This window comes from Photobacterium indicum, assembly GCF_003026215.1.
Lineage (GTDB): Bacteria > Pseudomonadota > Gammaproteobacteria > Enterobacterales > Vibrionaceae > Photobacterium > Photobacterium indicum.
In genome coordinates, this window is record NZ_PYOC01000008.1 from 127,713 (window position 1) to 154,361 (window position 26,649).

The 26,649-nt window shown below is 42.8% G+C and carries 22 protein-coding genes; 19 read left to right on the forward strand and 3 right to left on the reverse strand.

Annotated elements, in window-relative coordinates:
- Positions 1-25: 25 nt before the first annotated feature.
- The 6 genes from infB to nlpI all read left to right on the forward strand — a co-directional run bounded on the left by infB (position 26) and on the right by nlpI (position 8,102).
- Entirely contained in the window at positions 26-2,761 is a 2,736-nt protein-coding gene (gene infB / locus C9J47_RS19210) for a translation initiation factor IF-2 (RefSeq protein WP_107254937.1), read from the forward strand.
- Positions 2,762-2,885: 124 nt separating this feature from the next.
- A complete protein-coding gene (rbfA, locus tag C9J47_RS19215) occupies positions 2,886-3,290 on the forward strand; it encodes a 30S ribosome-binding factor RbfA (RefSeq protein ID WP_006230692.1) in 405 nt (134 codons plus the stop codon).
- On the forward strand, positions 3,290-4,240 hold the full coding sequence (gene truB, locus C9J47_RS19220; RefSeq protein WP_107254938.1) for a tRNA pseudouridine(55) synthase TruB: 951 nt from the start codon (positions 3,290-3,292) through the stop codon (positions 4,238-4,240). Before rbfA ends, truB begins: the two co-directional genes overlap by 1 nt.
- A gap of 206 nt (positions 4,241-4,446) precedes the next feature.
- Positions 4,447-4,716, forward strand: a complete 270-nt coding sequence (gene rpsO / locus C9J47_RS19225; protein WP_011217385.1) for a 30S ribosomal protein S15 — start codon at positions 4,447-4,449, stop codon at positions 4,714-4,716.
- Positions 4,717-5,001: 285 nt separating this feature from the next.
- Positions 5,002-7,125, forward strand: coding sequence for a polyribonucleotide nucleotidyltransferase (gene pnp / locus C9J47_RS19230; protein WP_107254939.1), 2,124 nt, complete (start codon positions 5,002-5,004; stop codon positions 7,123-7,125).
- 83 nt (positions 7,126-7,208) lie between these two features.
- Positions 7,209-8,102: a lipoprotein NlpI gene (gene nlpI / locus C9J47_RS19235; protein WP_107254940.1), complete on the forward strand. Its 894-nt coding sequence runs from the start codon at positions 7,209-7,211 to the stop codon at positions 8,100-8,102.
- A 110-nt stretch (positions 8,103-8,212) separates the two neighbouring features.
- Here the strand turns inward: nlpI and C9J47_RS19240 are convergent, their stop codons facing one another.
- The 3 genes from C9J47_RS19240 to C9J47_RS19250 all read right to left on the reverse strand — a co-directional run bounded on the left by C9J47_RS19240 (position 8,213) and on the right by C9J47_RS19250 (position 12,291).
- A complete protein-coding gene (locus C9J47_RS19240; protein WP_107254941.1) occupies positions 8,213-9,088 on the reverse strand; it encodes a U32 family peptidase in 876 nt (291 codons plus the stop codon).
- 11 nt (positions 9,089-9,099) lie between these two features.
- Positions 9,100-10,107: a ubiquinone anaerobic biosynthesis protein UbiU gene (gene ubiU, locus C9J47_RS19245; protein WP_107254942.1), complete on the reverse strand. Its 1,008-nt coding sequence runs from the start codon at positions 10,105-10,107 to the stop codon at positions 9,100-9,102.
- 144 nt (positions 10,108-10,251) lie between these two features.
- Positions 10,252-12,291 carry a sensor domain-containing protein gene (locus C9J47_RS19250; protein ID WP_107254943.1) on the reverse strand — a complete coding sequence of 680 codons (2,040 nt, stop codon included), beginning with the start codon at positions 12,289-12,291 and terminating at the stop codon, positions 10,252-10,254.
- A gap of 264 nt (positions 12,292-12,555) precedes the next feature.
- On the opposite strand from C9J47_RS19250, the gene ubiT reads away from it, so the two are divergent.
- The 13 genes from ubiT (at position 12,556) to deoD (ending at position 26,556) form a co-directional block, all read left to right on the forward strand.
- Entirely contained in the window at positions 12,556-13,077 is a 522-nt protein-coding gene (ubiT, locus tag C9J47_RS19255; RefSeq protein WP_107255019.1) for a ubiquinone anaerobic biosynthesis accessory factor UbiT, read from the forward strand.
- Positions 13,067-13,570 (forward strand): GNAT family N-acetyltransferase, encoded by a 504-nt coding sequence (locus tag C9J47_RS19260; RefSeq protein ID WP_107254944.1) that lies wholly within the window; start codon positions 13,067-13,069, stop codon positions 13,568-13,570. The genes ubiT and C9J47_RS19260 overlap by 11 nt, the downstream gene beginning before the upstream one ends.
- Positions 13,571-13,759: 189 nt before the next feature.
- Positions 13,760-14,161, forward strand: a complete 402-nt coding sequence (locus C9J47_RS19265; protein ID WP_107254945.1) for a DNA polymerase III subunit psi — start codon at positions 13,760-13,762, stop codon at positions 14,159-14,161.
- The gene (gene rimI, locus C9J47_RS19270) at positions 14,151-14,597 is read left to right on the forward strand and encodes a ribosomal protein S18-alanine N-acetyltransferase (protein WP_107254946.1); all 447 of its coding nucleotides are present in this window, start codon (positions 14,151-14,153) and stop codon (positions 14,595-14,597) included. The genes C9J47_RS19265 and rimI overlap by 11 nt, the downstream gene beginning before the upstream one ends.
- A 219-nt stretch (positions 14,598-14,816) precedes the next feature.
- Positions 14,817-16,397, forward strand: a complete 1,581-nt coding sequence (gene prfC / locus C9J47_RS19275) for a peptide chain release factor 3 (protein ID WP_107254947.1) — start codon at positions 14,817-14,819, stop codon at positions 16,395-16,397.
- A 177-nt stretch (positions 16,398-16,574) separates the two neighbouring features.
- Positions 16,575-18,692: a glycogen debranching protein GlgX gene (gene glgX / locus C9J47_RS19280; RefSeq protein ID WP_107254948.1), complete on the forward strand. Its 2,118-nt coding sequence runs from the start codon at positions 16,575-16,577 to the stop codon at positions 18,690-18,692.
- Positions 18,693-18,732: 40 nt separating this feature from the next.
- A complete protein-coding gene (locus C9J47_RS19285) occupies positions 18,733-18,942 on the forward strand; it encodes a hypothetical protein (protein ID WP_107254949.1) in 210 nt (69 codons plus the stop codon).
- Entirely contained in the window at positions 18,932-19,726 is a 795-nt protein-coding gene (locus tag C9J47_RS19290; protein WP_107254950.1) for a TatD family hydrolase, read from the forward strand. Before C9J47_RS19285 ends, C9J47_RS19290 begins: the two co-directional genes overlap by 11 nt.
- Positions 19,727-19,946: 220 nt before the next feature.
- A complete protein-coding gene (locus C9J47_RS19295) occupies positions 19,947-21,200 on the forward strand; it encodes a NupC/NupG family nucleoside CNT transporter (RefSeq protein ID WP_006230708.1) in 1,254 nt (417 codons plus the stop codon).
- A 955-nt stretch (positions 21,201-22,155) separates the two neighbouring features.
- Positions 22,156-22,929 (forward strand): deoxyribose-phosphate aldolase, encoded by a 774-nt coding sequence (deoC, locus tag C9J47_RS19300; RefSeq protein ID WP_107254951.1) that lies wholly within the window; start codon positions 22,156-22,158, stop codon positions 22,927-22,929.
- A gap of 201 nt (positions 22,930-23,130) precedes the next feature.
- Positions 23,131-24,462: a thymidine phosphorylase gene (gene deoA, locus C9J47_RS19305; RefSeq protein ID WP_107254952.1), complete on the forward strand. Its 1,332-nt coding sequence runs from the start codon at positions 23,131-23,133 to the stop codon at positions 24,460-24,462.
- Between the two features lie 10 nt (positions 24,463-24,472).
- Complete coding sequence (locus tag C9J47_RS19310; RefSeq protein ID WP_107254953.1) at positions 24,473-25,693, forward strand: phosphopentomutase; 1,221 nt, start codon at positions 24,473-24,475, stop codon at positions 25,691-25,693.
- Between the two features lie 137 nt (positions 25,694-25,830).
- Positions 25,831-26,556 carry a purine-nucleoside phosphorylase gene (deoD, locus tag C9J47_RS19315; protein ID WP_006230712.1) on the forward strand — a complete coding sequence of 242 codons (726 nt, stop codon included), beginning with the start codon at positions 25,831-25,833 and terminating at the stop codon, positions 26,554-26,556.
- Positions 26,557-26,649: the final 93 nt, after the last annotated feature.

Consider the following 26,649-nt stretch of genomic DNA (forward strand, 5'->3'; position numbering starts at 1 on the left):
AAAAAATTAGCAAGGGAGGAGCAGTATGTCAGAGGTTACAGTTAAAGCATTAGCGGCAGAAGTGGGAACACCAATTGACCGTTTGCTTCAACAGTTTTCCGATGCTGGTATCAGCAAGAAAGCTGAAGATAACGTAAGCCAAACCGAGAAGCAGTCTCTATTGTCACACCTGCAAAAAGAGCACGGTGGTGAGAGTACTGATAGCACTCCAACTCGCCTTACTTTACAACGTAAGACACACAGCACTTTAAGTGTGTCGGGTACGGGTGGTAAAAGTAAAAGTGTTCAAGTGGAAGTACGCAAAAAGCGTACTTTCGTGAAGCGCTCAGCTCTTGAAGAAGAGCAGCGTGCTGCTGATGATGCTAAGCGTGTAGCAGAAGAAACTGCACAACGTGAAGTTCAAGCTCAGCAAGATGCTGAATTGAACACTAAGCGAGAAGCAGAAGAAGCTGCAAAACGTAAAGTAGAAGACGCGCGTTTGGCTGAAGAAAAAGCAAAGCGTGACGAAGAAAATAAGGCTAAACGTAACACCGAGGATACGGTGAAGCGTGAAGCTACAGATAAGCGTAAAGCCGAAGAGAAAGCTAAACGCACCGTCGCTGTCGAACAGGCTAAGAGTGAAACTGAGTTATTGCAACTTCGCCGGGAAGAGGAAGCCAAGCGTAAAGCCGAAGAAGATAGTCAGCGTCAGCTAGAAGAGGCCCGCAAAATGGCAGAAACAAATGAAAAAAACTGGTCAGCTACTGAGCAGAATGCAACAACAAGTATGGAAAAATCAGATTACCACGTAACAACATCTACTCACGCCCGTGCTGCGGAAGATGAGCAAGATCGTAAAGAAGAAACCACTGGTACTCGTCGTAAGAAAAAGCCAGCTGCTAAAAAAGCAGATGACCGTAAAGGTCGTGGTGGTCGTAACCAACGTGGTGGACGTGGTAAGCAAAAACCTCAGGTTAATGCTCCTACTTCAATGCAGCAAGGTTTTGATAAAACAGCGACAGTAGCTAAATCAGATGTTGTGATTGGCGAAACAGTTGTTGTTTCTGAACTGGCTAACAAAATGTCAGTAAAAGCGACTGAAGTCATCAAAGCGATGATGAAGATGGGCGCTATGGTTACCATTAATCAGGTAATCGACCAAGAAACAGCTGCGCTTGTTGCTGAAGAAATGGGTCACAAAGTTATTTTCCGTAAAGAAAATGAACTTGAAGAAGCACTGATGTCTGACCGCGGTGAAGATAAAGCTGCTGAGTCTCGTGCTCCTGTTGTTACTATCATGGGTCACGTTGACCACGGTAAAACATCAACGCTTGATTACATTCGTAAAGCACACGTTGCTTCTGGCGAAGCTGGCGGTATTACGCAGCATATCGGTGCTTACCATGTTGAAATTGGCAACGGTATGATCACTTTCCTTGATACTCCAGGACACGCAGCGTTTACCGCTATGCGTGCTCGTGGTGCTCAAGCGACAGATATCGTTGTTCTAGTAGTAGCAGCAGATGATGGCGTTATGCCTCAAACAATCGAAGCAATCCAGCACGCTAAAGCGGCAGGTGTTCCTTTGATCGTTGCTGTGAATAAGATCGATAAAGAAGGCGCAAACCCAGACAACGTTAAGAATGAGCTAGCTCAGTACGATGTTATTCCTGAAGAGTGGGGCGGTGAGAACATGTTTGTTCACATCTCTGCTAAAGAAGGAACTAACATTGACGGTTTGCTAGAGGCTATCTTGCTTCAGTCTGAAATTCTTGAACTGACTGCAGTTAAAGAAGGTATGGCTAGCGGTGTTGTTGTTGAATCTCGTCTTGATAAAGGTCGTGGTCCAGTTGCAACAGTACTAGTTCAATCCGGTACTTTACGCAAGGGCGATATCGTTCTTTGTGGTCTTGAGCATGGCCGTGTTCGTGCAATGCGTGATGAAAACGGTAAAGACATCGAGAGTGCTGGTCCTTCAATTCCAGTTGAGATCTTAGGTCTTTCTGGTGTGCCAGCATCGGGTGACGAAGCGACTGTTGTACGTGATGAGCGTAAAGCACGTGAAGTTGCACTTTACCGTCAAGGTAAATTCCGCGATGTTAAACTAGCACGTCAGCAAAAAGCTAAACTAGAAAACATGTTCTCACACATGGAAGCTGGTGAAGTTGCTGAATTGAACGTTGTACTGAAAGCTGATGTACAAGGTTCTATCGAAGCAATCGCTGATTCACTAATGAAGTTGTCTACAGACGAAGTTAAAGTGAAGGTTGTTGGTTCGGGTGTTGGTGGTATTACTGAAACTGATGCAGTACTTGCAGCAGCGTCTAATGCAATCATTCTTGGTTTCAACGTTCGTGCTGATGTTCCTGCTCGTCGTATGATTGATAACGAAAACCTTGACTTACGTTACTACTCAATCATTTACCAATTGATTGATGAAGTTAAGGCAGCAATGGGCGGTATGCTTGCTCCTGAATTCCGTCAGGAAATCATTGGTCTAGCTGAAGTTCGTGATGTATTTAAATCTCCTAAGATCGGCTCAATCGCTGGTTGTATGGTTACTGAAGGTACTATCAAGCGTAACAACCCTATTCGTGTACTACGTGACAACGTGGTTATTTACGAAGGTGAGCTTGAATCACTACGTCGTTTCAAAGATGATGTTAACGAAGTTAAGAATGGCTACGAGTGTGGTATCGGCGTTAAGAACTATAATGATGTTCGCGTTGGTGACCAGATCGAAGTATTTGAAATCATTGAGATTCAACGTACTCTTGACTAATCATCAAGGTTGTTACTTATCTAATTAAGTAAACATACAACCCAATGGGGAGCTTAGGCTCCCCATTCTTTCAAGAGCGCTTTCTTCTTTAAGACAGCCCGTTTCTTTAAGAGAGATAGTTAAAATGGCTAAAGAATTCAGTCGTACCCAACGTGTTGCGCAGCAGCTACAAAAAGAACTTGCTGTTATCCTTCAGCGTGAGCTTAAAGATCCACGTGTTGGCATGACAACAATTTCAAGTGTCGAAGTATCACGTGACATGTGTTACGCAAAAGTATTTGTAACATTCTTCACTATCGGTGAACAAACAGCAAAAGGCAGCCTAGCTGTTTTGCGTGAAATGGCACCGTACATTCGCTCACTTCTTGGTAAGCAAATTCGCCTACGCGTAACCCCTGAACTTACGTTTATCTTTGATGAATCATTGACTGAAGGTATGCGTATTTCGAACTTAGTTTCTAATGCTGTTCGTGATGACGAAGAGCGTCGTGTTGATGAAGATAACACGGAAGAAGGTGAGGATAAGTAATGGCACGTCGTCGTAAGGGTCGTCCAATCGATGGAGTTATTCTTCTCGATAAACCAACCGGAATTACTTCGAATGATACGCTGCAAAAAGTAAAGCGTATTTTCTTTGCTCAAAAAGCGGGTCATACTGGAGCGCTAGATCCATTAGCGACAGGTATGCTGCCGATTTGTTTTGGTGAAGCGACGAAGTTTTCTCAATTTTTGTTGGATTCAGATAAGCGCTACCGCGTAATTGCAAAATTAGGTGAGCGTACAAATACCTCTGATTCTGATGGTGAAGTTGTTGAAACGCGTGAAGTGAAAGTTGACCGTGGTCAGCTTGAGCGTTGCATTGCTAAGTTCCGTGGCACGACTGACCAGATCCCTTCAATGTTTTCAGCATTGAAGTATCAGGGTCGCCCTCTTTATGAATATGCCCGTGAAGGTATCGAAATTCCTCGTGAATCTCGTAAAATCACCGTTCACTCTATTGAACTTCTTCGCTTTGAAGGTCATGAAGTTGAAATGGAAGTGCATTGTTCAAAAGGGACTTACATTCGTACTATTACTGATGATCTTGGTGAAATGCTGGGTTGTGGCGCACACGTTGTATATTTACGTCGTACTGGTGTGTCTAACTACCCGATGGAAAAAGTTGTTACCTTAGAACAACTTCAAGCATTGCTTGATCTGGCAAAAGAGCAAGGTATTGAACCTGGCGAATTACTTGATCCACTATTGTTACCGACAGATTCTGCAGTACAAGATTTGCCAGAGGCGAATGTGACTGTAGAGGGTGGCGATGCTATTTTGCACGGTCAACCTGTCAAAGCGAGCAAAGTACCAGAACAAGGTACATTAGTTCGCATTACCGTTGGGAAACAACGTGACTTCATTGGTATTGGTGAAATAGACCAAAACAATATGGTTGCACCTAAGCGTGTAATGGCTAACAAGCAAGATGAAGCATAATCGTTAGCTAACTGTTATTTGAGCAGTTATGCGCCAGATATTTGAATAATAAACGCGATGAAAATAGTCACTATTTTCATCGCGTTTTTCTTTCTATTCTTTTTTCTTGCAGCAACTCTAAGCTGCCAGTATAATCCGCGGTTCGGGTGTCGGCTGAATCAGAGATTGGCGACACAAATTAAAAACATCTAGTATTAGGAAGAGTTATGTCTCTGAATGCAGAAACTAAAGCAGCTATCGTTGCTGAATACGCACAATGCGAAAACGACACTGGTTCACCTGAAGTTCAGGTTGCGCTTTTAACAGCACAAATCAACCACCTTCAAGGTCACTTTGCTAACCACAAACACGATCACCACAGCCGTCGCGGTCTATTACGTATGGTTTCTCGCCGTCGTAAGCTTCTAGACTACCTTAAAGGTAAGAATCTTGATCGTTACCAAGATCTTATCAAGCGTCAAGGCCTACGTCGCTAAGATTGCTTTCGAGAAAGGAGCCTTATGGCTCCTTTCTTTTTATTAGGCTCTATATTTACTGAAATACACCTTTACCCTGATTACGCAGTCGTTTTCCCGACCTTAAGGTCGCGGCTAATGAATGTTATTTGACGAATAAGCGAACATAGTAATTCGATAGATAATTTTCATTAGTCGCGATATGTAAAATCATCGTGAAAGTGGGTTTCATCACATGACGCCTTTCTTTGTGTCAGATATACTCAATGGCGCAAATAAAATGCGAATAATATTAAGGAAATTCACGTGAATCCTATCGTAAAGACTTTCCAGTACGGTAACCATACAGTTACCCTAGAAACTGGTGTTATGGCACGTCAAGCGACTGCTGCTGTTATGGCAAGCATGGACGATACGTCTGTGTTTGTATCTGTTGTTGGTAAGAAAGCGGCTGTTGAAGGCCAAGATTTCTTCCCTCTAACAGTAAACTACCAAGAGCGTACATACGCTGCAGGTAAAATCCCTGGTGGTTTCTTCAAGCGTGAAGGTCGCCCATCTGAAGGCGAAACGCTTACGGCACGTCTAATCGACCGTCCTATCCGTCCGTTATTCCCAAGTGCATTCAAAAACGAAGTACAAGTTATTGCAACTGTGGTTTCTGTAAACCCAGAAGTAAACCCAGACATGATCACTATGATTGCAACGTCTGCGGCACTTGCTATTTCAGGTCTACCGTTTAACGGTCCTATCGGTGCGGCACGTGTTGGTTTCATTAACGACCAATTTGTTCTTAACCCAAGCAACACTGAGCTAGAAGAAAGCCGTCTAGACCTCGTTGTTTCTGGTACTAAAGACGCAGTTCTAATGGTTGAATCAGAAGCCGATCGCTTATCTGAAGAAACAATGCTACAAGCTGTTGTTTATGGTCACGACCAACAACAAGTTGTTATCAATGCAATCAACGAGTTTGCTGCTGAAGTAGCAACTCCTGCTTGGGATTGGACTGCACCAGTAGTTAATGCTGAACTTAAAGCACGCGTTGCTGATAAAGCTGAAACACGCCTTTCTGATGCATACCAAATCACTGAAAAAATGGCGCGTTACGACGAAGTTGGTTCTATTAAGAACGATGTTGTTGCAAGCCTTCTTGCTGAAGACGAAACGCTTGATGAGCGTGAAGTTCGTGGCATGTTAAGCTCTCTAGAGAAGAACGTTGTACGTGGTCGCATCATTGCGGGTAACCCACGTATCGATGGTCGTGAAAAAGACATGGTTCGTGCGTTAGACGTACGTACTGGTGTACTTCCACGTACTCACGGTTCTTCTTTGTTCACACGTGGTGAAACTCAAGCGCTAGTTACTGCTACGCTTGGTACACAACGTGACGCACAAATTATCGACAGCATCATGGGTGAGAAGAAAGATCACTTCCTTCTACACTACAACTTCCCTCCATACTGTGTTGGTGAAACTGGTTTTGTTGGTTCACCTAAGCGTCGTGAAATTGGTCACGGTAAGCTTGCTAAGCGTGGTATTGCTGCAGTAATGCCGTCTGTTGAAGAATTCCCATACACAGTACGTGTTGTATCGGAAATCACTGAATCTAACGGTTCATCTTCAATGGCTTCTGTATGTGGTACTTCTCTAGCGCTTATGGATGCTGGTGTGCCAATTAAAGCGTCTGTTGCAGGTATCGCAATGGGTCTTGTTAAAGAAGGCGACGATTTCGTTGTTCTTTCTGACATCCTTGGTGACGAAGATCACCTAGGTGACATGGACTTTAAAGTTGCGGGTACTGATGACGGTATCACAGCACTTCAGATGGATATCAAAATTGAAGGTATCACTAAAGAGATCATGCAGATCGCTCTAAATCAAGCTAAAGGTGCACGTAAGCACATCCTTAGCGTGATGGACGATGCAATTGGTTCTCACCGTGATGATATCTCTCAGTTTGCTCCTCGTATTCATACGATGAAGATCAGCTCTGACAAGATTAAAGACGTTATCGGTAAAGGTGGTGCAGTTATCCGTGCACTAACTGAAGAAACTGGTACTACAATTGAAATCGAAGACGACGGTACAATCAAGATTGCAGCAACTGAAGGTGCTGCAGCTAAAGAAGCTATCCGTCGTATCGAAGAAATCACTGCTGACGTTGAAGTTGGTCGCATCTATACTGGTAAAGTAATGCGTATCGTAGACTTCGGTGCATTCGTATCAGTTATCGGTGCTAAAGAAGGCTTGGTACACATTTCTCAAATCGCTCAAGAGCGTGTAGAGAAAGTATCTGACCATCTACAAATGGGTCAAGAAGTACAAGTTAAAGTACTTGAAATCGACCGTCAGGGTCGTATTCGCCTAAGCATGAAAGAAGCTGTTGCAGATCAAAATCCTGCGCCAGTACAAGACGAACAGCCACAAGGCTAAGTCTTTCTTCACAAAGCATGTTATAAAGGGGCTGATTAGCCCCTTTTTTTATATCTAAATTATGTACTTCAGGGAGAACAGCATTGATTGCAAACAGGTTAAAGCTCGTATGCATTGCCGCAGTGATGGTACTAACAGGATGTGCATCGTCTCAAGCGAAATGGACCCATCCTCCGATGGCAGTACCATTTCAGCCTACGATTCAACAGCAAATACAATTGGCGCGTATTGATCAATTACTAAAGCGTGATGATCTCGATAAAGCGACTGTTGCACAAATGTTTTATGAGCGTGGTTTATTGAATGACAGCCTGGGCTTACGTGATTTGGCACGCCTTGATTTTAACCAGTCTCTTTCATTGAAGCCAAATCAGCCTGATGTTTTTAATATTCTCGGTGTGTATTTTACCCAAAGTGCCCATTTTGATGCCGCGTATGAAGCGTTTGATTCAACCCTAGAGTTAAACCCTCAGCATCCGTTTGCTCAGCGTAACCGTGGTATCGCTTTATATTATGGTGGTCGTTTAGCATTGGCTCACGATGATTTGTTGGTGCATTACCAACAAGGTGTGAATGACCCTTATCGTGTTATTTGGTTATATTTTGTTGAATTTGAACAAGATTCAGAAACAGCAGCTCAAAAATTAAAGCTACGTTATGATGCCAGTGATAAGCAAGATTGGGGATGGCAAATTGTACGTCTGTATCTTGGTGAGATCACAGAAACTCAATTTTTGAATGAGATTGCGACGGAAAGTGAAAGTAATGATCAGTTAGCAGAGCGCTTGACTGAAGGGTACTTCTACCTTGCGAAGGCGTATCAACAACAAGGTGACTTTTCTGCGGCTGTGATGCTATACAAGTTAGCCTTAGCGGGGAACGTGTATGAGTTTGTTGAGCACCGTTTCTCATTGTTAGAAATCAGTAGAATTATGACAGCTTATGAAGCACAAAATGGACAAAAAGAGACTAACTAGTTTCTTTCTATTGATTGCCACATAACGCTATGAAGAAAAGCCGCGATTTGTCGCGGCTTTTTTGTATCTGATTAAAAATGTTTGAATAACAATTATTTGAATAAAAAATATTACTCGATATTTAGACCCGCAACGCTATGCCAATAACCATTACAATGATGGCCCCCCACAAGTGTGTGGCGAGTGGTGCTCTGTTCATTTAACTTAAAGTCGTTTACTTTGCTTAACGTATCAATACTGAGCGGACTTAAGCGAACGACATCAACAAGATCCTGCATACTTTTCAGATCGTTGACCAAGTTATAACAGTAGCCAGATTGGGTTTGAATACCATTTAGCGTAAAGACTTTTTGGTCTTCTTGGCTATTAACGGTAATGCCTGTTGGATACTTGATACAGCAAGTTTCGCAATCATCTTTGGCTTTATCTTCCGCGCGTGCAGTAAAACAACGAGCTGAATAGGCCAGTGGTAGATAACCGTAGCTGAAAACTTCCGTTTCAAACTTATCTCGAATACCTAATTTTTCGCATTCGACGACAACATTCTGGAGCCACTCTTTAGACAGCTCGACGGGCATACACCAGCGTGTCATGCCTTTCTTCAAAAAAAGATCTAGTGTCTGGGCGTTGTAGCAATTAACCGCGGCACCAACTACAAATGGCACTTTTTTCTCATGAGCGAGTTGAATCGCTGATACATCGTTAGCTTCTATAATGAAATCGCCGTTATCGATGTACTTTTTCATGATGTTGACTTCGCTAGGTGCTTCTAGCAATGCCATGGTCGACAAGACAACTTGCTTACCGGTAGAAGAGAGATCTTTTGCGATATCAAACCAATGAGCAGGCTTCATTTCACGACGTTTTGAGCAAACCGTCTCACCAAGATAGATAATATCGGTGTCTGTTTCTTTTGCTTGTTGATAAAAATCTTCAACATCGGTTTTTGGCCAAAAATAAAGAAGAGGGCCCAAAGAGTATTTCATGTTTGGCTCCTTTATTGCCATTTGCGGTGATAAGCACCGAGTGTTGTTTGTTTACCTTCAGAGACGTTGCCTAAGCAAGCATTCCAAGCTGGCTCGACGCTGTAGCCTTCAGGGTTGGCTTTATAACGATCAATGGCTGCTCGCCATGTTTTAGTTACCTGCTCAACATAAGCCGGGCTACGTTGACGACCTTCTATTTTTACCGACGCAATATTGGCGGCAAAGAGTTCTGGTAATATTTCTAACGTATTGAGGCTCGTTGGTTCTTCCAAGGCATGGTAGCGCTTATTATCACCCTCAATATTGACATCGAAGCGACCTTTACACAGTGTCGGGTATCCTGCATTTTCACCTGCGGCATAACGATCAATTAACACATCGTTTAATCGAGATTCAAGCCCTTGCGCCGTTTCTTGCCAGCGAACAAATTTAGCCGGTGAACATGCGCCTACCGTATTGGGCGATTCACCTGTCATGTAAGAAGATAAGTAACAACGACCTTCAGCCATAATGCACAAGCTACCAAACGCGAATACCTCTAGATCCATATCGGTATTACGTGCGAGTTGCTTTACTTGATGAATCGACAGTACACGCGGCAATACTACGCGCTTCACATTGAAGTTCTGTTTATAGAAATCAATGGCTGCAGTATTGGTTGCTGATGCTTGAACCGATAAGTGCAGTTCAAGATCAGGATAACGCGTTGCGGCATATTCTAATACCGCTATATCAGCCACGATGAGGGCATCTACCCCCATAGCAACAGCATTGTCTACCGCTTTCGTCCAGCGACTAAAACCGTCTGGGTGGGCAAAAGTATTAAGGGCAACATGCAGCTTTCTGTTGTGATCTTGCACATATTGAACAGCTTTTTCTAGCTTACGACCTGTAAAGTTTAAACCAGCGAAATGGCGGGCATTGGTATCATCTTTAAAGCCGATGTATACCGCGTCAGCACCGTTATCAATCGCTGTTTTTAAGGCTGGAAGGTTACCAGCGGGGCAAAGTAGCTCCATATTATTTTTATCAACCAGTCTTTGATGGGAATAATAAGTAATAGAGCAAATAGTAGGGGGCTTAGTGCCCCCTTGTTTTGATGTCAGGCAGGTTTTTGTTGATTTAGGACAACTTTTTAGTGGTAGATGGACATATAAAAGTGATTAATCTTTACTTCGACTGTTTTTTACTAAAATCGCTTCGAGTTCATTTTTTGGCAACGGACGATAGAAATGGAACCCTTGGATATAGTCACAATTGAGGTTTGACAACAAGGTTGCTTGTTGACGTGTTTCGACCCCTTCCGCGACGATACTCATATTAAGGGCTTTACCCAAGTTAATGATGTTTTCAATTAAGGTTACTTGCTTGGGCACCGTATCGATGTCATTAATAAAGGCGCGGTCAATTTTGAGCTCATCAAGTGGAAAACGTGCTAAATAAGATAATGATGAATAGCCAGTACCAAAGTCATCTATCGATAGTGCAAACCCGAGGTTTTTTATCGCGTTTAACATTTGTATGGTGTGTTCACCATCACTCATTACGGCGCTTTCGGTTAACTCAAAGGTAATATCAGTGGCATTGACGCCTGTGCTTTTGAGTAGCTTTTTCACAAAATCAATGAGGTTTGGGTTACCAAATTGTTGTGGTGATAAGTTGATCGCCACACGTCCAGATAAGATACCTTGTTGTTTCCAGCGTCTTACCGTTGTGAAAACTTCTCGCATAACGACCAAGCCAAGCTGCTCGATTAATCCTGAGTTTTCAGCGACGGGAATAAATTGTGCTGGGCTAATATAACCTTCAACAGGGTGCTTCCAGCGAACTAATGCTTCAGCACCATCAATAGCAAAGTCGCGAGCATTTACTTTAGGTTGGTACCAGACTTCTAATCCATTATTTTGCAGTACTTTTTGAAGTTCTATTTCTAACCACAAGCGCATGCGCGCTTCTTTATTCATGGCTTCATTGAATTTAACTAAACGATTACGCCCACGATTTTTGGCTTCATACATCGCGGTATCGGCATTTTGCAGCAAAATACGTGCATCATTACCATTACCAGGGTAAGACACCATGCCAATTGAGCACGCCAAATGTTTGCTGAAATGGTGCAGATCAAAAGGTTGGTTAATTAACGAGATAACTTGCTGAGCAACGAGATCGCCCGCTCTATCGTGCTCGGGTTCAGATAAAACAATCCCAAATTCATCGCCACCCAAATGACCAATAATGGCATTTTCCGGCAATAAACGGCGTAAGCGTTGTGATATTTCTTGCAGTACCCGATCACCAATATGATGACCTAATGAATCATTAATATTTTTGAAGTTATCGATATCGAGGTACAGCATGACCAGTGGTGTTTCACTGGTGATTAGACTTTCTAATCGACGGCTAAAACCATGGCGATTGTACAAACCTGTTAATGGGTCTGTATGAACAAGCTGTTCAACTTGTCCTTGTTGCACGGTGTGTTCAGCAGCGTCTTGTAGTTTAACCTGCTTAGCGGGTGAGCCCATTAAAGTAATGTCTGATGTGGTAACCAATAATGGACGTTCAGTACAGCAGCGTGGGCTTGTGTGGCATTTTCGGGGAGCGCCACTCGGTATTTGAGACAGAGTTTCACCTAAGATGCGCTGACTATGGCCATCAATCAGTAAACGGCCAAGTTCTTCACCTAATAATTCTTTAGAATTATCGAATCCTAATAAATTCGCCGCAACTTGGTTAGCCGATATAATTATGTCAGCTTCAACAATACACATGCCGTCAGAGATCAATTCGTTCAGCTGATTTAATTGATGTTCAAGTTCTTCTAGTGAGTTAACTAAAACTTGTCGTTCAGACGTATCGACTGAATGCAGTACAATATGGCTAATATCTCCGGTTTTATTTCGCAGTGGTGACAGGCTGAAATGCATGCTGGTTTCATGACGGCTGTCATCCAGAACCACTTCACCTTCAACCGACTCCCCTTGAAAGGCGCGTTCATAAAATGGACGCAGAGAGCGATAGAAGGCTTGCCCTAGAATATCTCTATCATTTTGACCAACAAGATCATCACGCTGAAGACCGCTTATTTCGCAGTAACGATTATTAACGACTAAGTAGTTATGTTGTGGATCTAATACTGCAAACAGAAACGGACTGTTATCTGTGAGCAGAGGAAACCAATAATTAAGTTGCTCTGTCGGCATTAAAGCACCGTATATCCATATTCAGATTGAAAATAGCGCGGGGTTACCAAATTGAATAACCATAATGAGTAGCACTATAAAGGGTGACTATGATTTTAATGTTTCATCTCATGAGTCGTGTTCTGTAATATAACCCGTGAATGAGGAAGAATTCTAAATTTTGCGTTGAGAGAAGCGTTTTTTTTGACTCAAGGCATGAAAATGTTTCCCAAGGTTGCAATACAATCAGGTATTAATAGCGGTAGTGATAGGAAAATACATACAGTGATAACCCAACTTCGAAAGCACATTGTTCAACATGGTCCTGCGTTACTTCGCGTTCCAGCAAAATTGACGCCTTTTACGGTTCAGAAAAAAATGATGTTAGAAGGCTTAACACTCGTTTTTAAGGAAGCGTTAGAAGATGGTGATTTTGAATTTCTTGATGGACGATGGTTAAAAGTCGAAGTCAGGGATTTAGAACTGCACTGGTATATTAGCTACCAAGATGACAAACTAGTCGTCTCTGAACATATCGAGCAAGAAGATGTTAGCTTCAGTGGCGAATGTAATGACTTAGTCTTAATTGCCGCACGTAAAGAAGACCCTGACACCTTATTTTTTCAACGTCGTCTTCGTATAGAAGGGGATACTGAGTTAGGACTGGAAGTAAAGAACTTGATGGACAGTATTGATCTAGATTCTTTGCCTTCGCCACTCAAATTTTTGTTACAGCAATCGGCAGACTTCATTCAAAAAGGAATGCAAGATGCTGGTGCTGAAAAAGAGGTTATGAATGCTCATTAGAACTGAAGCACCTGCGGATATTCTACCCATAGATCGATTGCTGAAGACGGTGTTTGAGACCGATGCTGAAGCTGATTTAGTGATGAGATTACGTGAGAATAGTCACCGTACATTATCTCTTGTTGCGTGTAGCGATGACGGCGAGGTGATTGGACATATTCTCTTTAGCCCAGTTACCGTTGATGATGTGGATGACAATTGGCAAGGCTTAGCACCCTTAGCGGTAAAACCTGAATACCAACGACAAGGTATCGGAAAAGCATTAATGGAAGAAGCAAAATTAATGCTTGCTGATTTTGGTTACCCGGTTGTCGTTGTGCTTGGTCACAGTGAATATTATCCACAAGTGGGTTTCGAGAAAGCCTCTGAATACGGTCTTGGTTGTATTTGGGAAGTACCCGATGAAGCCTTCATGGTGTTAGAAGTGATACCTGAGCATCTAGCTGGTAAATCTGGCGTCGTTAAATACAGTGAAGAATTTTCAGCTCTGTAATTCCGGTAATATCATGGAATATAGCTTGATTCCATATTCATCATAAATACCACCTTAAAAGGTGGTTTTTTATTTTTGATGATGGCTATATTAAACGCATACTGGGTATATCTTGGTGGTGTGGTATGAATTTGATAGGATTGCCGCCCAAAGTGTTTACCACTACTAAAAGCTTATTGTGAGTATTGAATGAAACAGCGTGATATTCAGGTATTGCAAGAAATGGGGTTAACCTATTGGCAGGTACGCAAACCGGAGTTATTCCCTAATATGCAAGTACCTGTCATCGATCTACCTGAAAGTTGCAAACTATTGTTTATTACTGATGATGAACTGAATGAGCATGATGCTTGGTTGTTTGGGCGTATTTTAGGCAGTATGAAATTGACGCCTGAACAAGCGTTATCATTACCTTTAGAAGCGGTAGAGCAAGTTGCAGAACATCATTTAATCTGGTGTTGGTTTGCAGGTTGCCAAGGCGCACACCCTGTTGGTTGCCAAGTGTTGAATTCCAGTTCATTGCAAGCAATGCATTCAAACCCATCCAGTAAAAAAGCCCTATGGCAGCAGATTTGTTCTTATGATAAATAAAATTGTTCCACTTGAAGCGCAACACTATGATGATGTTTGGCGTATAGAACGTGCCGCCAACACTTTTCCGTGGGCTGAATCGATGATTCGTAAAGAGCCTAACAATATCGCGACGAATTTTGTTTTGTTAGTCGATGATATACTCGTGGGCTATTGTTATGGTCAGCTGGTAGCTGGTGAGGCAACATTACTGAATATTGCGGTTGATCCTAATCAGCAAGGAAAGGGTTACGGTAAAGCGTTGTTAGACGGCTTTATTGATATATTACAACAGCGGAATGCTGAAGATATTTGGCTTGAAGTGCGCGCCAGTAATGTTCGTGCTTATAAACTGTATGAAGCGACAGGCTTTAACGAGATAAACCGCCGTGAAGGGTATTATCCTTCTGAAAATGGACGTGAAGATGCGTTAATTATGACGTATTTGGTTATGTAGCCTTTATATCTCCTTTGTTATCTCTGTTTCTTTTCGTGGGATTTGCGTATAATTCCGCCATTATCAGGCTCCTGAGTTCCATCTATTTCCTGCGTACGATTGAGGTCGACATGTAATTTGTTGCTATAACACAATTTTCGCAGTTCCCTGCCTACGCAGGCGATGGCACTTTTCTAGGGTCAGCCCCTATTGGAATCTCTCACAGGATTATCAACACTTATGTCTTTTTTACAAGAAGTGGGTAAACGTAGAACGTTTGCCATCATTTCTCACCCCGATGCGGGTAAAACCACCATTACTGAAAAAGTTCTTTTATTCGGAAACGCTATTCAAAAAGCGGGTACCGTAAAAGGTCGCGGTTCTAATCAACACGCGAAATCAGACTGGATGGAAATGGAAAAAGAACGTGGTATCTCAGTAACGACTTCTGTGATGCAGTTCCCATTCAATGATTGCCTCGTGAACCTTCTTGATACTCCTGGACACGAAGATTTCTCGGAAGATACGTACCGTACATTAACGGCTGTGGACTCATGTCTAATGGTTATCGATGCCGCTAAAGGTGTCGAAGATCGTACGCGTAAGTTGATGGAAGTAACCCGTTTACGTGATACGCCAATCGTTACTTTCATGAACAAAATGGACCGTGAAGTACGTGATCCAATGGAAGTATTAGATGAAGTTGAAACCGAGCTAAATATGGCTTGTGCGCCAATTTCATGGCCGATTGGGTGTGGTAAAGAATTTAAAGGTGTTTACCACATTCACCGTGATGAAACTATTTTGTATGAATCTGGCCATGGCCACGAGATTCAAGAAGTACGCACCATTAAAGGGTTAGATAACCCTGAGTTAGATGTTGCTGTTGGTGAGTCACTGGCTGCAAGCGTACGTGAAGAACTTGAGTTGGTTATTGGTGCTGCGCACGAATTTGATCTTGAGTTGTTCTTGAAAGGTGAATTAACACCAGTATTCTTTGGTACAGCACTGGGTAACTTTGGTGTTGACCACATGCTTGAAGGCTTAACGCAGTGGGCGCCAGCACCACAAACACGTAAAGCTAATGAGCGCGATGTAGAAGCTATCGAAGAGAAGTTCTCGGGTTTCGTTTTTAAAATTCAAGCCAACATGGATCCTAAGCACCGCGACCGTATCGCCTTTATGCGTATCGTGTCAGGTACTTATAACCAAGGCATGAAAATGAACCATGTACGTACTGGTAAAAATATCAGTATTTCTGATGCGGTAACCTTTATGGCTGGTGACCGTACACGTGCAGAACAAGCGTATGCGGGCGACATCATTGGTTTGCATAACCACGGTACGATTCAGATTGGTGATACGTTCACCCAAGGTGAGAACCTTAAGTTTGCTGGTATTCCAAACTTTGCACCTGAACTGTTCCGCCGTATTCGCCTAAAAGATCCATTGAGGCAGAAGCAATTGCTTAAAGGCTTAGTACAGTTATCTGAAGAAGGTGCTGTACAGGTTTTCCGTCCTTTACAAAACAATGATTTGATTGTTGGTGCGGTGGGTGTGCTTCAGTTTGATGTGGTTGTGGCACGCTTAAAAGCAGAATACAACGTAGAAGCCATCTACGAAGGTATTAATGTTGCGACAGCACGTTGGGTTGAGTGTGATGATGTGAAAACATTAGAAGAATTCAAACGTAAAAACCAACAGAACCTCGCTCTCGATGGCGGTGATAACTTAGCATATGTTGCACCAACCATGGTCAATTTGAATTTGGCGAAAGAGCGTTTCCCTGCTGTTGAATTCCATGCCACTCGTGAGCACTAATCACAATTAGAGCCAGCAACGAGTAACATGTTCAGAAGGCCGTCACATTTGTGGCGGCTTTTTTTGTGCTTTATGTCCTGATATCAACCAACAACCTGATATAACTCTGAATCCTGCATCTTTAGGTTGCTTGGGTGTATACTCCCGTTGTGCATATGGGCAACAAGGAGTTAAACAATGGATAATGTAGTACCTGCGGGTGAGCAAAAGAGTCGTGTTGCAAATACTGATGTAGCAAACCGAGATATTTTCACATGGATTGGTGAAGCATCACCTCTAGGGGCTACAGCCAAAGACGACGGCGTTAACTTTAGTCTCTATTCAAAAGATGCCACGAAAGTCACTCTTCACCTGTTTCACCACCAACACGCTGACGCACCTTCCATGTCTTTTGAACTAGACCCTATTCTTCATAAACGTGGCCATTATTGGTTCATGTTCGTAGGCAATATTGGTCATGGTCAGGTGTATGCTTTTCAAGTTAATGGCCCTTGGCAACCCGATAAAGGGCTGCGATTTGATAAAGACAAAGTACTAATCGATCCTTACAGCCATGCAGTTTGCTTCAGTGAAAATTACAGCCGCCAACGAGCGATAGAACCGGGCTCAAACATGGATGCTTGTATGAAAAGCATTGTGGTTGATCATCGCCATTTTGATTGGCAAGAATCACGCGCCCCCAGTCACTCTCTGACTGATACCGTTATCTATGAAATGCATGTTGCTGGGTTTACCAAACACCCATCATCTGGTGTTACCGAGGCCAAACGAGGCACATTTGCAGGCATTATTGAAAAAATACCGTACCTTAAAGAATTAGGCATAACGGCTGTTGAGTTAATGCCAGTACAGCAATTTGATATCCATGATGCACCAGAAGGGCGGCAGAACTATTGGGGCTATAGTCCGATAAACTTTTTTTCGGTACATGCTCAATACAGTGTTGAGCAAAACCCCATAGCTGCCATTGATGAATTCAAAATACTAGTGCGCGAGTTACATAAAGCGGATATCGAAGTGATCTTGGATGTGGTGTTTAATCATACCGCTGAAGGGGATGAAAACGGTCCAACATTTTGCTTTAAAGGGCTACAGAGCAAAGCCTATTATTTGACTGAGGGTAGTGGCAAGTTCGCTAATTACAGTGGTTGTGGCAATACCTGTAATGCGAATCACAGTGTCTTGCGTCGAATGATTATTGATGCATTGCATTTTTGGGTAACTGAAATGAGGGTTGATGGGTTTCGTTTTGACTTAGCATCGGTGCTGGCTCGTGATGGGCAAGGTCATCCGATGAAAGAGCCGCCATTGCTATGGTCGATAGATTCCGATCCGATTTTGAGTGGCACTAAGATCATTGCTGAAGCGTGGGATGCCGCAGGTCTGTACCAAGTAGGATCATTTATTGGTGACCGCTGGAATGAATGGAACGGCAAATACCGCGATGATATACGCGCATTTTGGCGTGGCGATAGTGGCTGTGTAGAAACATTTGCCTCCCGTATTTTAGGCTCGCCTGATATTTACTGTAGCCACCATCACTCGCCACATCGTTCAGTGAACTTCATCTGTGCCCATGATGGGTTTACGCTAAATGATCTTGTGAGTTACAACCAGAAGCATAATTACGCCAACGGGGAAGATAATCGCGATGGCGATAACCACAATATATCCTGTAATTATGGGGTTGAAGGACCGACGCAGCTAGCCGAAATTGATACGATGAGGAATCGGCAATGTAAAAACATGCTGGCAACGTTATTTTTGTCTTTAGGTACACCGATGATCAATATGGGGGATGAAGTTCGTCGTACCCAGCAAGGAAACAATAATGCGTATTGCCAAGATAATGAGTTAAGTTGGTTTGACTGGCAACTTGTCGAACAGCATGCAGATCTTCACCGTTTTGTGAAACAGCTAAGCCAAATAAGACGCGCAGAGCCTACTATTGATTGGAACATGCACATGTCATTAAGCTCGGTTATCAAAAGCGTTGATATTAATTGGCATGGTGTACAGCCCAATCAACCAGATTGGTCGGAGTATTCACATTCGTTGGCGCTTACGGTGAATCATCCTTTAACCAAAAATGAGTTATACGTTATTTGTAATGCGTATTGGGATCCGCTTGAATTTACTCTGCCTAATCGCGAGCAGAGTGATTGGCATTTATTGATAAACACGGGGCAAGCAAGCCCATTTGATATTTATGATATTGATGATGCACCAGCTTATAACCCTGATAGCATTTTAGTCTTAGGACGAAGCATGGTGGTGATGGTTGCTAAAAAGTGAATATACTAAAATAGGTTGAAGTTCAAAAGAGAGAATGAAGATGTTGGCATGGTTGAAAAAATGCATTGTTCAGTATGATCAGTGGTGCGAACGTATGGGCTTTACGCCTGAAAATAGGCGCTGCTGTGCGCCTATTCGTTACGATGAAGATGACGAGCGACACCCCAAACGTCGAGCCGCACATTTTCAACAGAAAAAGTGCAGTTCGCTCTCTGATTTACAGAATAAAAAGCGTTTTTATGTCGATTGATAGCCATTGTCATTTTGATTTTGCCCCTTTTATAGATGCCCCTGAACATTACTTAACATTGGCAAAAGATGTGGGGGTTAAGCGTATTGTTATCCCTTCTGTAGGAGAGAGGAATTGGCATGTAGTTGAGCAGTTAAGTCGCCAATTTGATGAGTTGTATTATGCACTGGGCTTGCATCCTTTCTTTAGCCATGAACATTCGGGACACGCTTTACCGTTACTTAAAGAACGACTCCAAAAAGTGTCTCAATATTCAGACGCTTATCGAAAAAAGTGCGTAGCTGTCGGGGAATGTGGGCTAGACTTTGCCATTGTTAATGCAGATAAAGACCAACAAATAGAATTGCTTAGTGAACAGGTAACGTTAGCCAATCAGTTTGACTTACCCGTTATTTTGCATTGTCGTAAAGCCTTTCCTGAATTAATGGCCGTTTTGAGACAAAATTCACCCATTGCGGGTGGTGTTTATCATGCATTTAGTGGTAGCTATCAACAAGCAGAGCAACTTATTGATCTAGGTATCAAAATTGGCGTAGGTGGAACGATTACATATAGCCGTGCCAGTAAAACTCGCCATACAATAGCTTCTCTACCGTTGGTAGAACTCATATTAGAGACCGATGCACCAGATATGCCGATATCAGGGTTCCAAGGTGAGCCTAATCGCCCTGATAGGATATGTAATATATTGCGAACTTTAGCGAGTATTAGAATGGAATCTGAATCTGTGATAGAAGAGGTAACAACCTTAACTACCGCTGAATTATTTCGTATTTCATTGTGATGTCACTCTCAGATCGAAACGTTTGCGCGAAACGTTTGCGTGAACGAACGAGCTTAGTGTGATTGCTGTCACAATTGCCACTAAACTTACATCTCCTTTCCTTAGAAAGTGTGATGTCCGCATTACTTTATCGTTACCCGCATGAGTATAATGCTGCCGGACTCTTAATGAGCCAAATTGTCGAGACGCCAAACTTAACTATAAAGGGATGCCATAAACTATGAGCATGTTTATGAGCCTGGTTGGGATGGTAGTATTGCTAGGTCTAGCACTTCTATTATCTGATAACCGTAAAGCTATTAATTTACGTACTGTTGGTGGCGCATTTGCCATTCAATTTTTGTTGGGTGCATTTATTCTTTATGTACCTTGGGGCAAGGACGTTCTAGGTGCTGCGAGTAGCGGTGTTCAGAGCGTTATTGATTACGGTAACACTGGTATCGAATTCTTATTCGGTAGCTTAGTTAACTTTTCTGTTGAAGGTATTGGTTTTATCTTCGCCTTTAAAGTACTACCAACAGTAATCTTCTTCTCTGCACTTATTAGCGTTTTCTACTACTTGGGTGTTATGCAAGTAGTAATCAATGTTCTTGGTGGTGGTCTAAGAAAAGTACTAGGTACATCAAACGCGGAATCAATGTCTGCAACTGCTAACATTTTTGTTGGTCAAACAGAAGCGCCACTTGTTGTGCGTCCGTTTGTACCAAAGATGACGCAATCTGAGTTGTTTGCAGTAATGTGTGGTGGTCTAGCATCTGTTGCTGGTGGTGTTCTTGCTGGTTATGCTGCAATGGGTGTTCCTCTAGAATACTTGATCGCTGCATCTTTCATGGCAGCCCCAGGTGGTCTACTGTTTGCTAAAATCATCAAGCCTGAAACTGAAGAGCCTATCGAGCAATTAGCATCTGATGCTGATTCTGCTGACGATAAGCCTGCTAACGTAATTGATGCGGCAGCTGGCGGTGCGTCTTCTGGTATGCAACTAGCACTAAACATTGGTGCAATGCTATTGGCTTTCGTTGGTCTAATTGCATTAGTTAACGGTATGCTTGGTGGTATCGGTGGTTGGTTCGGTATGCCTGAACTAACACTAGAACTTATTCTTGGTTATGTATTCCAACCTCTAGCATTCCTAATCGGTGTGCCATGGGAAGATGCAAACATTGCTGGTTCTTTCATTGGTCAGAAACTGATCTTGAACGAATTTGTTGCTTACTTAGGTTACGTACCGTACCTAGGCGATGCGGCTCCAGTTATCCTTGCTGAGAAGACGAAAGTAATCATTTCTTTCGCACTATGTGGTTTTGCTAACTTATCTTCAGTAGCAATCCTACTAGGTGGTCTTGGTAGCATTGCTCCAAACCGTCGTCACGATATCGCTCGTTTCGGTATGCGTGCAGTAGCTGCAGGTACATTATCTAACTTAATGTCTGCAACAATCGCTGGTTTGTTCTTCTCGCTAAGCGCAATGTAATACCTGACTCTGTCAGCACAAAAACGCCACAGCTTGCTGTGGCGTTTTTTTATGTCTCTTTACTTATCCAAATAGGTGTTACACCAACCAAAATAAGTATCTGCTCATTCTTGCTAGTAAAGTCGATAATGACTACGTTAGAAATTTTATAATTAGAGCCACTAGTTACTTCAATTCCTATTTTTTTCTTACCGATTTTTTCTGTGCAAATTTATGTCTGTTTACTCATCTAATCTAGTATTACCACCATTGTTTCCAGATCATCTTAATGATCAACAGATTTGGTAAAAACTACGTTCACCTTGTTTCTTTCCTTCATAAAATCGATTGCGCTCCGTTTTCTGCTCTATTCTTTTGATAGCATCTTGCATATTGATTCAGATAATACTTGTATTACGACTGTCTACACTTATGAATACACTTATCGGCAGGGTAGTTTATTCATAAGTGGTGAATTAATAAGTCATGTTTCAGTGGTGTGCGTTGTGGATAAATAAACTTAACTTTATTTATTAGTTACTTAGGGTTAGTTCTCAAGGTAAACACATTGTCCACGTGTGGAAACACGACTTTTATGGTGACGTGCATCGTACCTTGGTATTATTGGTGAGCACCATCATAAAGATACGACTGTTGTTTCAGCGTTCCCCCATCGTGATGGAAGTATTGTCACGGTTTTGCTGAACAACACGAACTTGCAAGGCGTTTATTTATTTGTCTCTGTATTACAGTTCAAAAGTATTACAGAAAGAAAAATAGAACGTCTCGCGCGGTGAAAAGGATAGCAATCAAGTAAAACGATCTCGCGTTGTTTGCTTGAGTCTTCAAGGAATCAAGTCCGCTTATCTAACTGTTCGCTGTCAGCGGGCCGTTTGGCGGTATGAAAAGACGTATCGTTAAGCGTATGGAACAGTTTCTATAAGCTTGGTAGAAAATAACTGGACTGGAGATAGTCATGAGCGATTTAAAAGCTGCTGCATTACGTGCATTAAAATTAATGGATCTTACAACTCTGAACGATGACGACACTGATGAAAAAGTGATCGCGCTTTGTAAGAATGCTAAAACAGCGGTAGGCAACACAGCAGCAGTATGTATTTACCCACGTTTCATTCCTGCTGCTAAGAAGCAGTTGCGTGAACAAGGTACACCAGAAGTACGTATTGCAACCGTTACTAACTTCCCACACGGTAACGACGATATTGAAATCGCAGTTGCTGAAACAAAAGCGGCTGTTGCATACGGCGCTGATGAAGTTGATGTTGTATTCCCATACCGTGCATTAATTGCTGGCAATGCAGAAGTTGGTTTTGAGCTAGTTAAGCAATGTAAAGCGGCATGTGGCGATATTCTGCTTAAAGTTATCATCGAAACGGGTGAGCTTAAGACTGAAGCGCTAATCAAGCAGGCTTCTGAGCTTTCGATCAAAGCCGGTGCAGACTTCATCAAAACATCAACGGGTAAAGTGCCTGTTAACGCAACACCAGAAGCTGCAGAAATTATGCTGACAGTAATTAAAGATATGGATGTTGCTAAAACAGTAGGTTTCAAACCTGCTGGTGGCGTTCGTACTGCAGAAGATGCTCAAGCATTCCTTGCTATGGCAGACCGCATTCTAGGCGGTGACTGGGCAGACAACATGCACTACCGATTTGGTGCATCAAGCCTACTTGCAAACTTATTGCACACTTTAGGTGAAGGCGAAGAAGCTGCTCAAGGCGGCTACTAAGTCTGAATAAATAAGGTGGCGTAATGCCACCTTATCTTAGCTCTACCTGTGACTATTCATTGTTTCTGTTAAAACAACACAATACTTGTGTGGATCGCTGCGCCTTAATGCCGGCGAATTATGGGGAATAACTGATATTTCTCATTTAAAAACAGTCGAATAGTTATCTATCCTACGACCAACTTTTGATTGAGGAATACCATGTATTTACCGCAAGAAATAATTAGAAAAAAACGTGATAACGTTGAATTAACTGCTGACGAAATTAACTTCTTCATTCAAGGCATCGCAAAAGAGACTGTGTCTGAAGGTCAAATTGCTGCGTTTGCAATGGCAATTTACTTTAATGATATGACCATGAATGAGCGTGTAGCACTGACCTGTGCAATGCGTGATTCAGGCATGGTAATCGACTGGAGCCACATGAACTTTGATGGCCCAATCGTCGACAAACATTCTACCGGTGGTGTGGGTGACGTAACATCTTTGATGCTTGGCCCTATGGTTGCAGCATGTGGTGGTTTCGTACCAATGATTTCAGGCCGAGGCTTGGGACACACTGGCGGTACGCTAGATAAATTAGAATCAATTCCTGGTTACAACATTACTCCAACCAACGATGTCTTCGGTCAAGTGACCAAAGATGCAGGTGTTGCAATTATTGGCCAGACAGGCGATCTTGCACCAGCAGATAAGCGTGTATACGCTACGCGTGACGTAACAGCAACGGTTGATAATATCTCATTGATCACTGCATCTATCTTGTCAAAGAAACTGGCTGCGGGCTTAGGCTCTTTGGTTATGGATGTGAAAGTAGGTTCGGGCGCATTCATGCCAACTTACGAAGCATCAGAAGACTTGGCTAAATCGATCGTGGCTGTAGCAAATGGTGCTGGTACTAAAACGACAGCATTATTGACAGATATGAACCAAGTATTGGCGTCTACTGCCGGTAATGCTTTGGAAGTACGCGAAGCCGTACAATTCCTCACCGGTGAATACCGTAACCCTCGCTTATTTGAAGTGACCATGGCATTGTGTGCTGAAATGCTTGTAAACAGTGGCTTAGCCTCAGATATTGAGCAAGCACGTGAGCAGTTACAAGCAGTTCTGGATAACGGTAAAGCAGCAACATGCTTCGGAAGAATGGTTGCAGGTTTAGGTGGCCCAGTCGATTTCATGGAAAATTACGACAACTACCTAGAGAAAGCAGAGATTGCTAAGCCAGTGTTTGCTGAAACAACAGGTTACGCTTACGCCATGGATACCCGTGGTTTAGGTATGGCGGTTGTAGGAATGGGTGGCGGTCGCCGTGTGGCGAGTGACAGCATTGATTACGCTGTAGGTTTAAGCGACATGATCCGTTTGGGTGATGAAGTGAATACTGATACCGCGTTATGTGTGATCCATGCTCGTAGCGAAGCCCAGTGGCAAGAAGCGGCAAATGCCGTACGTGCGAATATCACTATTGCTGATGAAAAGCCTACGCCAACCCCTGACGTTTACCGTCGCATTCGCGCTGAAGATATTTAATGGAGTTTAAATGAAACGTTCAATTATCCTAGTTCTTGATTCTTTCGGTATCGGCGCAACAGAAGACGCTGTTGACTTTGGTGACGTAGGTTCAAATACCATGGGTCACATTGCTCAGGCATGTGCACGTGGCGAAGCTGATAACGGTGATCGTAGTGGTCCACTTCACCTACCTAACTTAAATAAACTTGGTTTAGGTAAAGCGTGTGAAGAATCTTCTGGCTACTTCCCTGAAGGTTTAGATCCAAGTGTTGAAATTACTGGCGCTTACGGTCACGCAAAAGAATTATCATCAGGCAAAGATACACCATCGGGTCACTGGGAAATTGCAGGCGTACCCGTATTGTTTGATTGGGGTTACTTCTCTGATCACGACAACAGCTTCCCGAAAGAGCTGACAGATCGCATCCTAAAGCGTGCGAACTTACCTGGCTTCTTAGGTAACTGCCATGCATCTGGTACACACGTATTGGATGCCTTGGGTGAAGAACACATGAAGACGGGAATGCCTATCTTCTATACTTCTGCTGACTCAGTGTTCCAAATTGCATGTCATGAAGAGACGTTTGGTTTAGATAACTTGCTAACACTGTGCCAAATCGCACGTGAAGAGCTGGAAGATTACAACATTGGCCGTGTAATTGCGCGTCCATTTACAGGTCCAGGTAAAGGGCAATTTGAACGCACGGGTAACCGTCGTGATTTATCCCTTGAGCCACCAGCAACAACAGTACTGCAGAAGTTAGTGGATGAGAAAGGCGGCGACGTTATTTCTATCGGCAAAATTTCAGATATCTATGCAGGCTGTGGTATCACTAAAAAAGTGAAAGCGAATGGTATTCCTGCTCTGTTTGAAGCAACGCTTGAGCAAATTAAACAAGCGGGTGATAACAGCTTAGTCTTTACTAACTTTGTTGATTTCGATTCAGCTTATGGTCACCGCCGTAATGTTGCAGGTTATGCTGCAGCCCTTGAATACTTTGATAAGCGCTTACCAGAAGTGCTTGAACTGCTTCAAGAAGATGATGTGTTAATTCTGACTGCGGATCATGGTTGTGATCCAACATGGGAAGGCACAGATCATACGCGTGAGCACATTCCTGTTATCGTAACGGGCCCTAAGATTCCTGCTGGTTCTTTAGGTCGTCGCGAAACATTTGCAGATATTGGTCAAAGCCTTGCAGAGTATTTCGGTACATCTGACATGGAATACGGTAAGTCATTCCTGTAATTCAGGTTAATGATTTCGCATTTTGCTATTTCACTGATTAAGAGGTTATTTATACTTGCCCCTTCGTGAAATAGCAGCTATTAGTAATGACAGAAAACGCGACTTAGTGTTTATAAAAACGAAATAAGGACACAACTATGGCTACTCCACATATTAATGCTGAAATGGGTGATTTTGCTGACGTAGTACTGATGCCGGGTGATCCATTACGCGCGAAGTACATTGCAGAAACGTTTCTACAAGACGTAAAAGAAGTATGTAACGTACGTAGTATGTTTGGTTATACCGGTACTTATAAAGGTCGTAAGATCTCTGTTATGGGTCACGGTATGGGTATCCCTTCTTGCTCAATCTACGCGACAGAGTTAATCAAAGATTTTGGTGTTAAGAAAATTATCCGTGTGGGTAGCTGTGGTGCAGTACGTGATGACGTGAAACTACGTGATGTAGTTATCGGCATGGGCGCATCAACAGACTCTAAAGTAAACCGTATCCGTTTTGGCGGCCACGATTTTGCTGCGATTGCTGATTTCGGTATGGTACAAAATGCCGTTGATGCAGCAAAAGCAAAAGGCATCCCTGTTAAAGTGGGTAATATCTTCTCTGCTGATCTGTTCTACAATCCTGACTTTGAATTTTTCAAAACGATGGATAAATACGGCATCGTAGGCGTAGAAATGGAAGCGGCTGGTATCTACGGTGTAGCTGCTGAGTTTGGTGCTAAAGCACTGACTATCTGTACTGTTTCAGACCACATTCTACGTGGTGAAGCGACAACATCTGAAGAGCGTCAACTAACGTTTAATGAAATGATGGAAATCGCACTTGAATCTGTATTACTTGGTGATGCAGACGAAGCATAATTTATCGATGATTCGATAACATTAAGCCAGATATAAAAAAGACGACCACGAGGTCGTCTTTTTTTATGGCTGTAAGATGGGGTTGTTCATTCT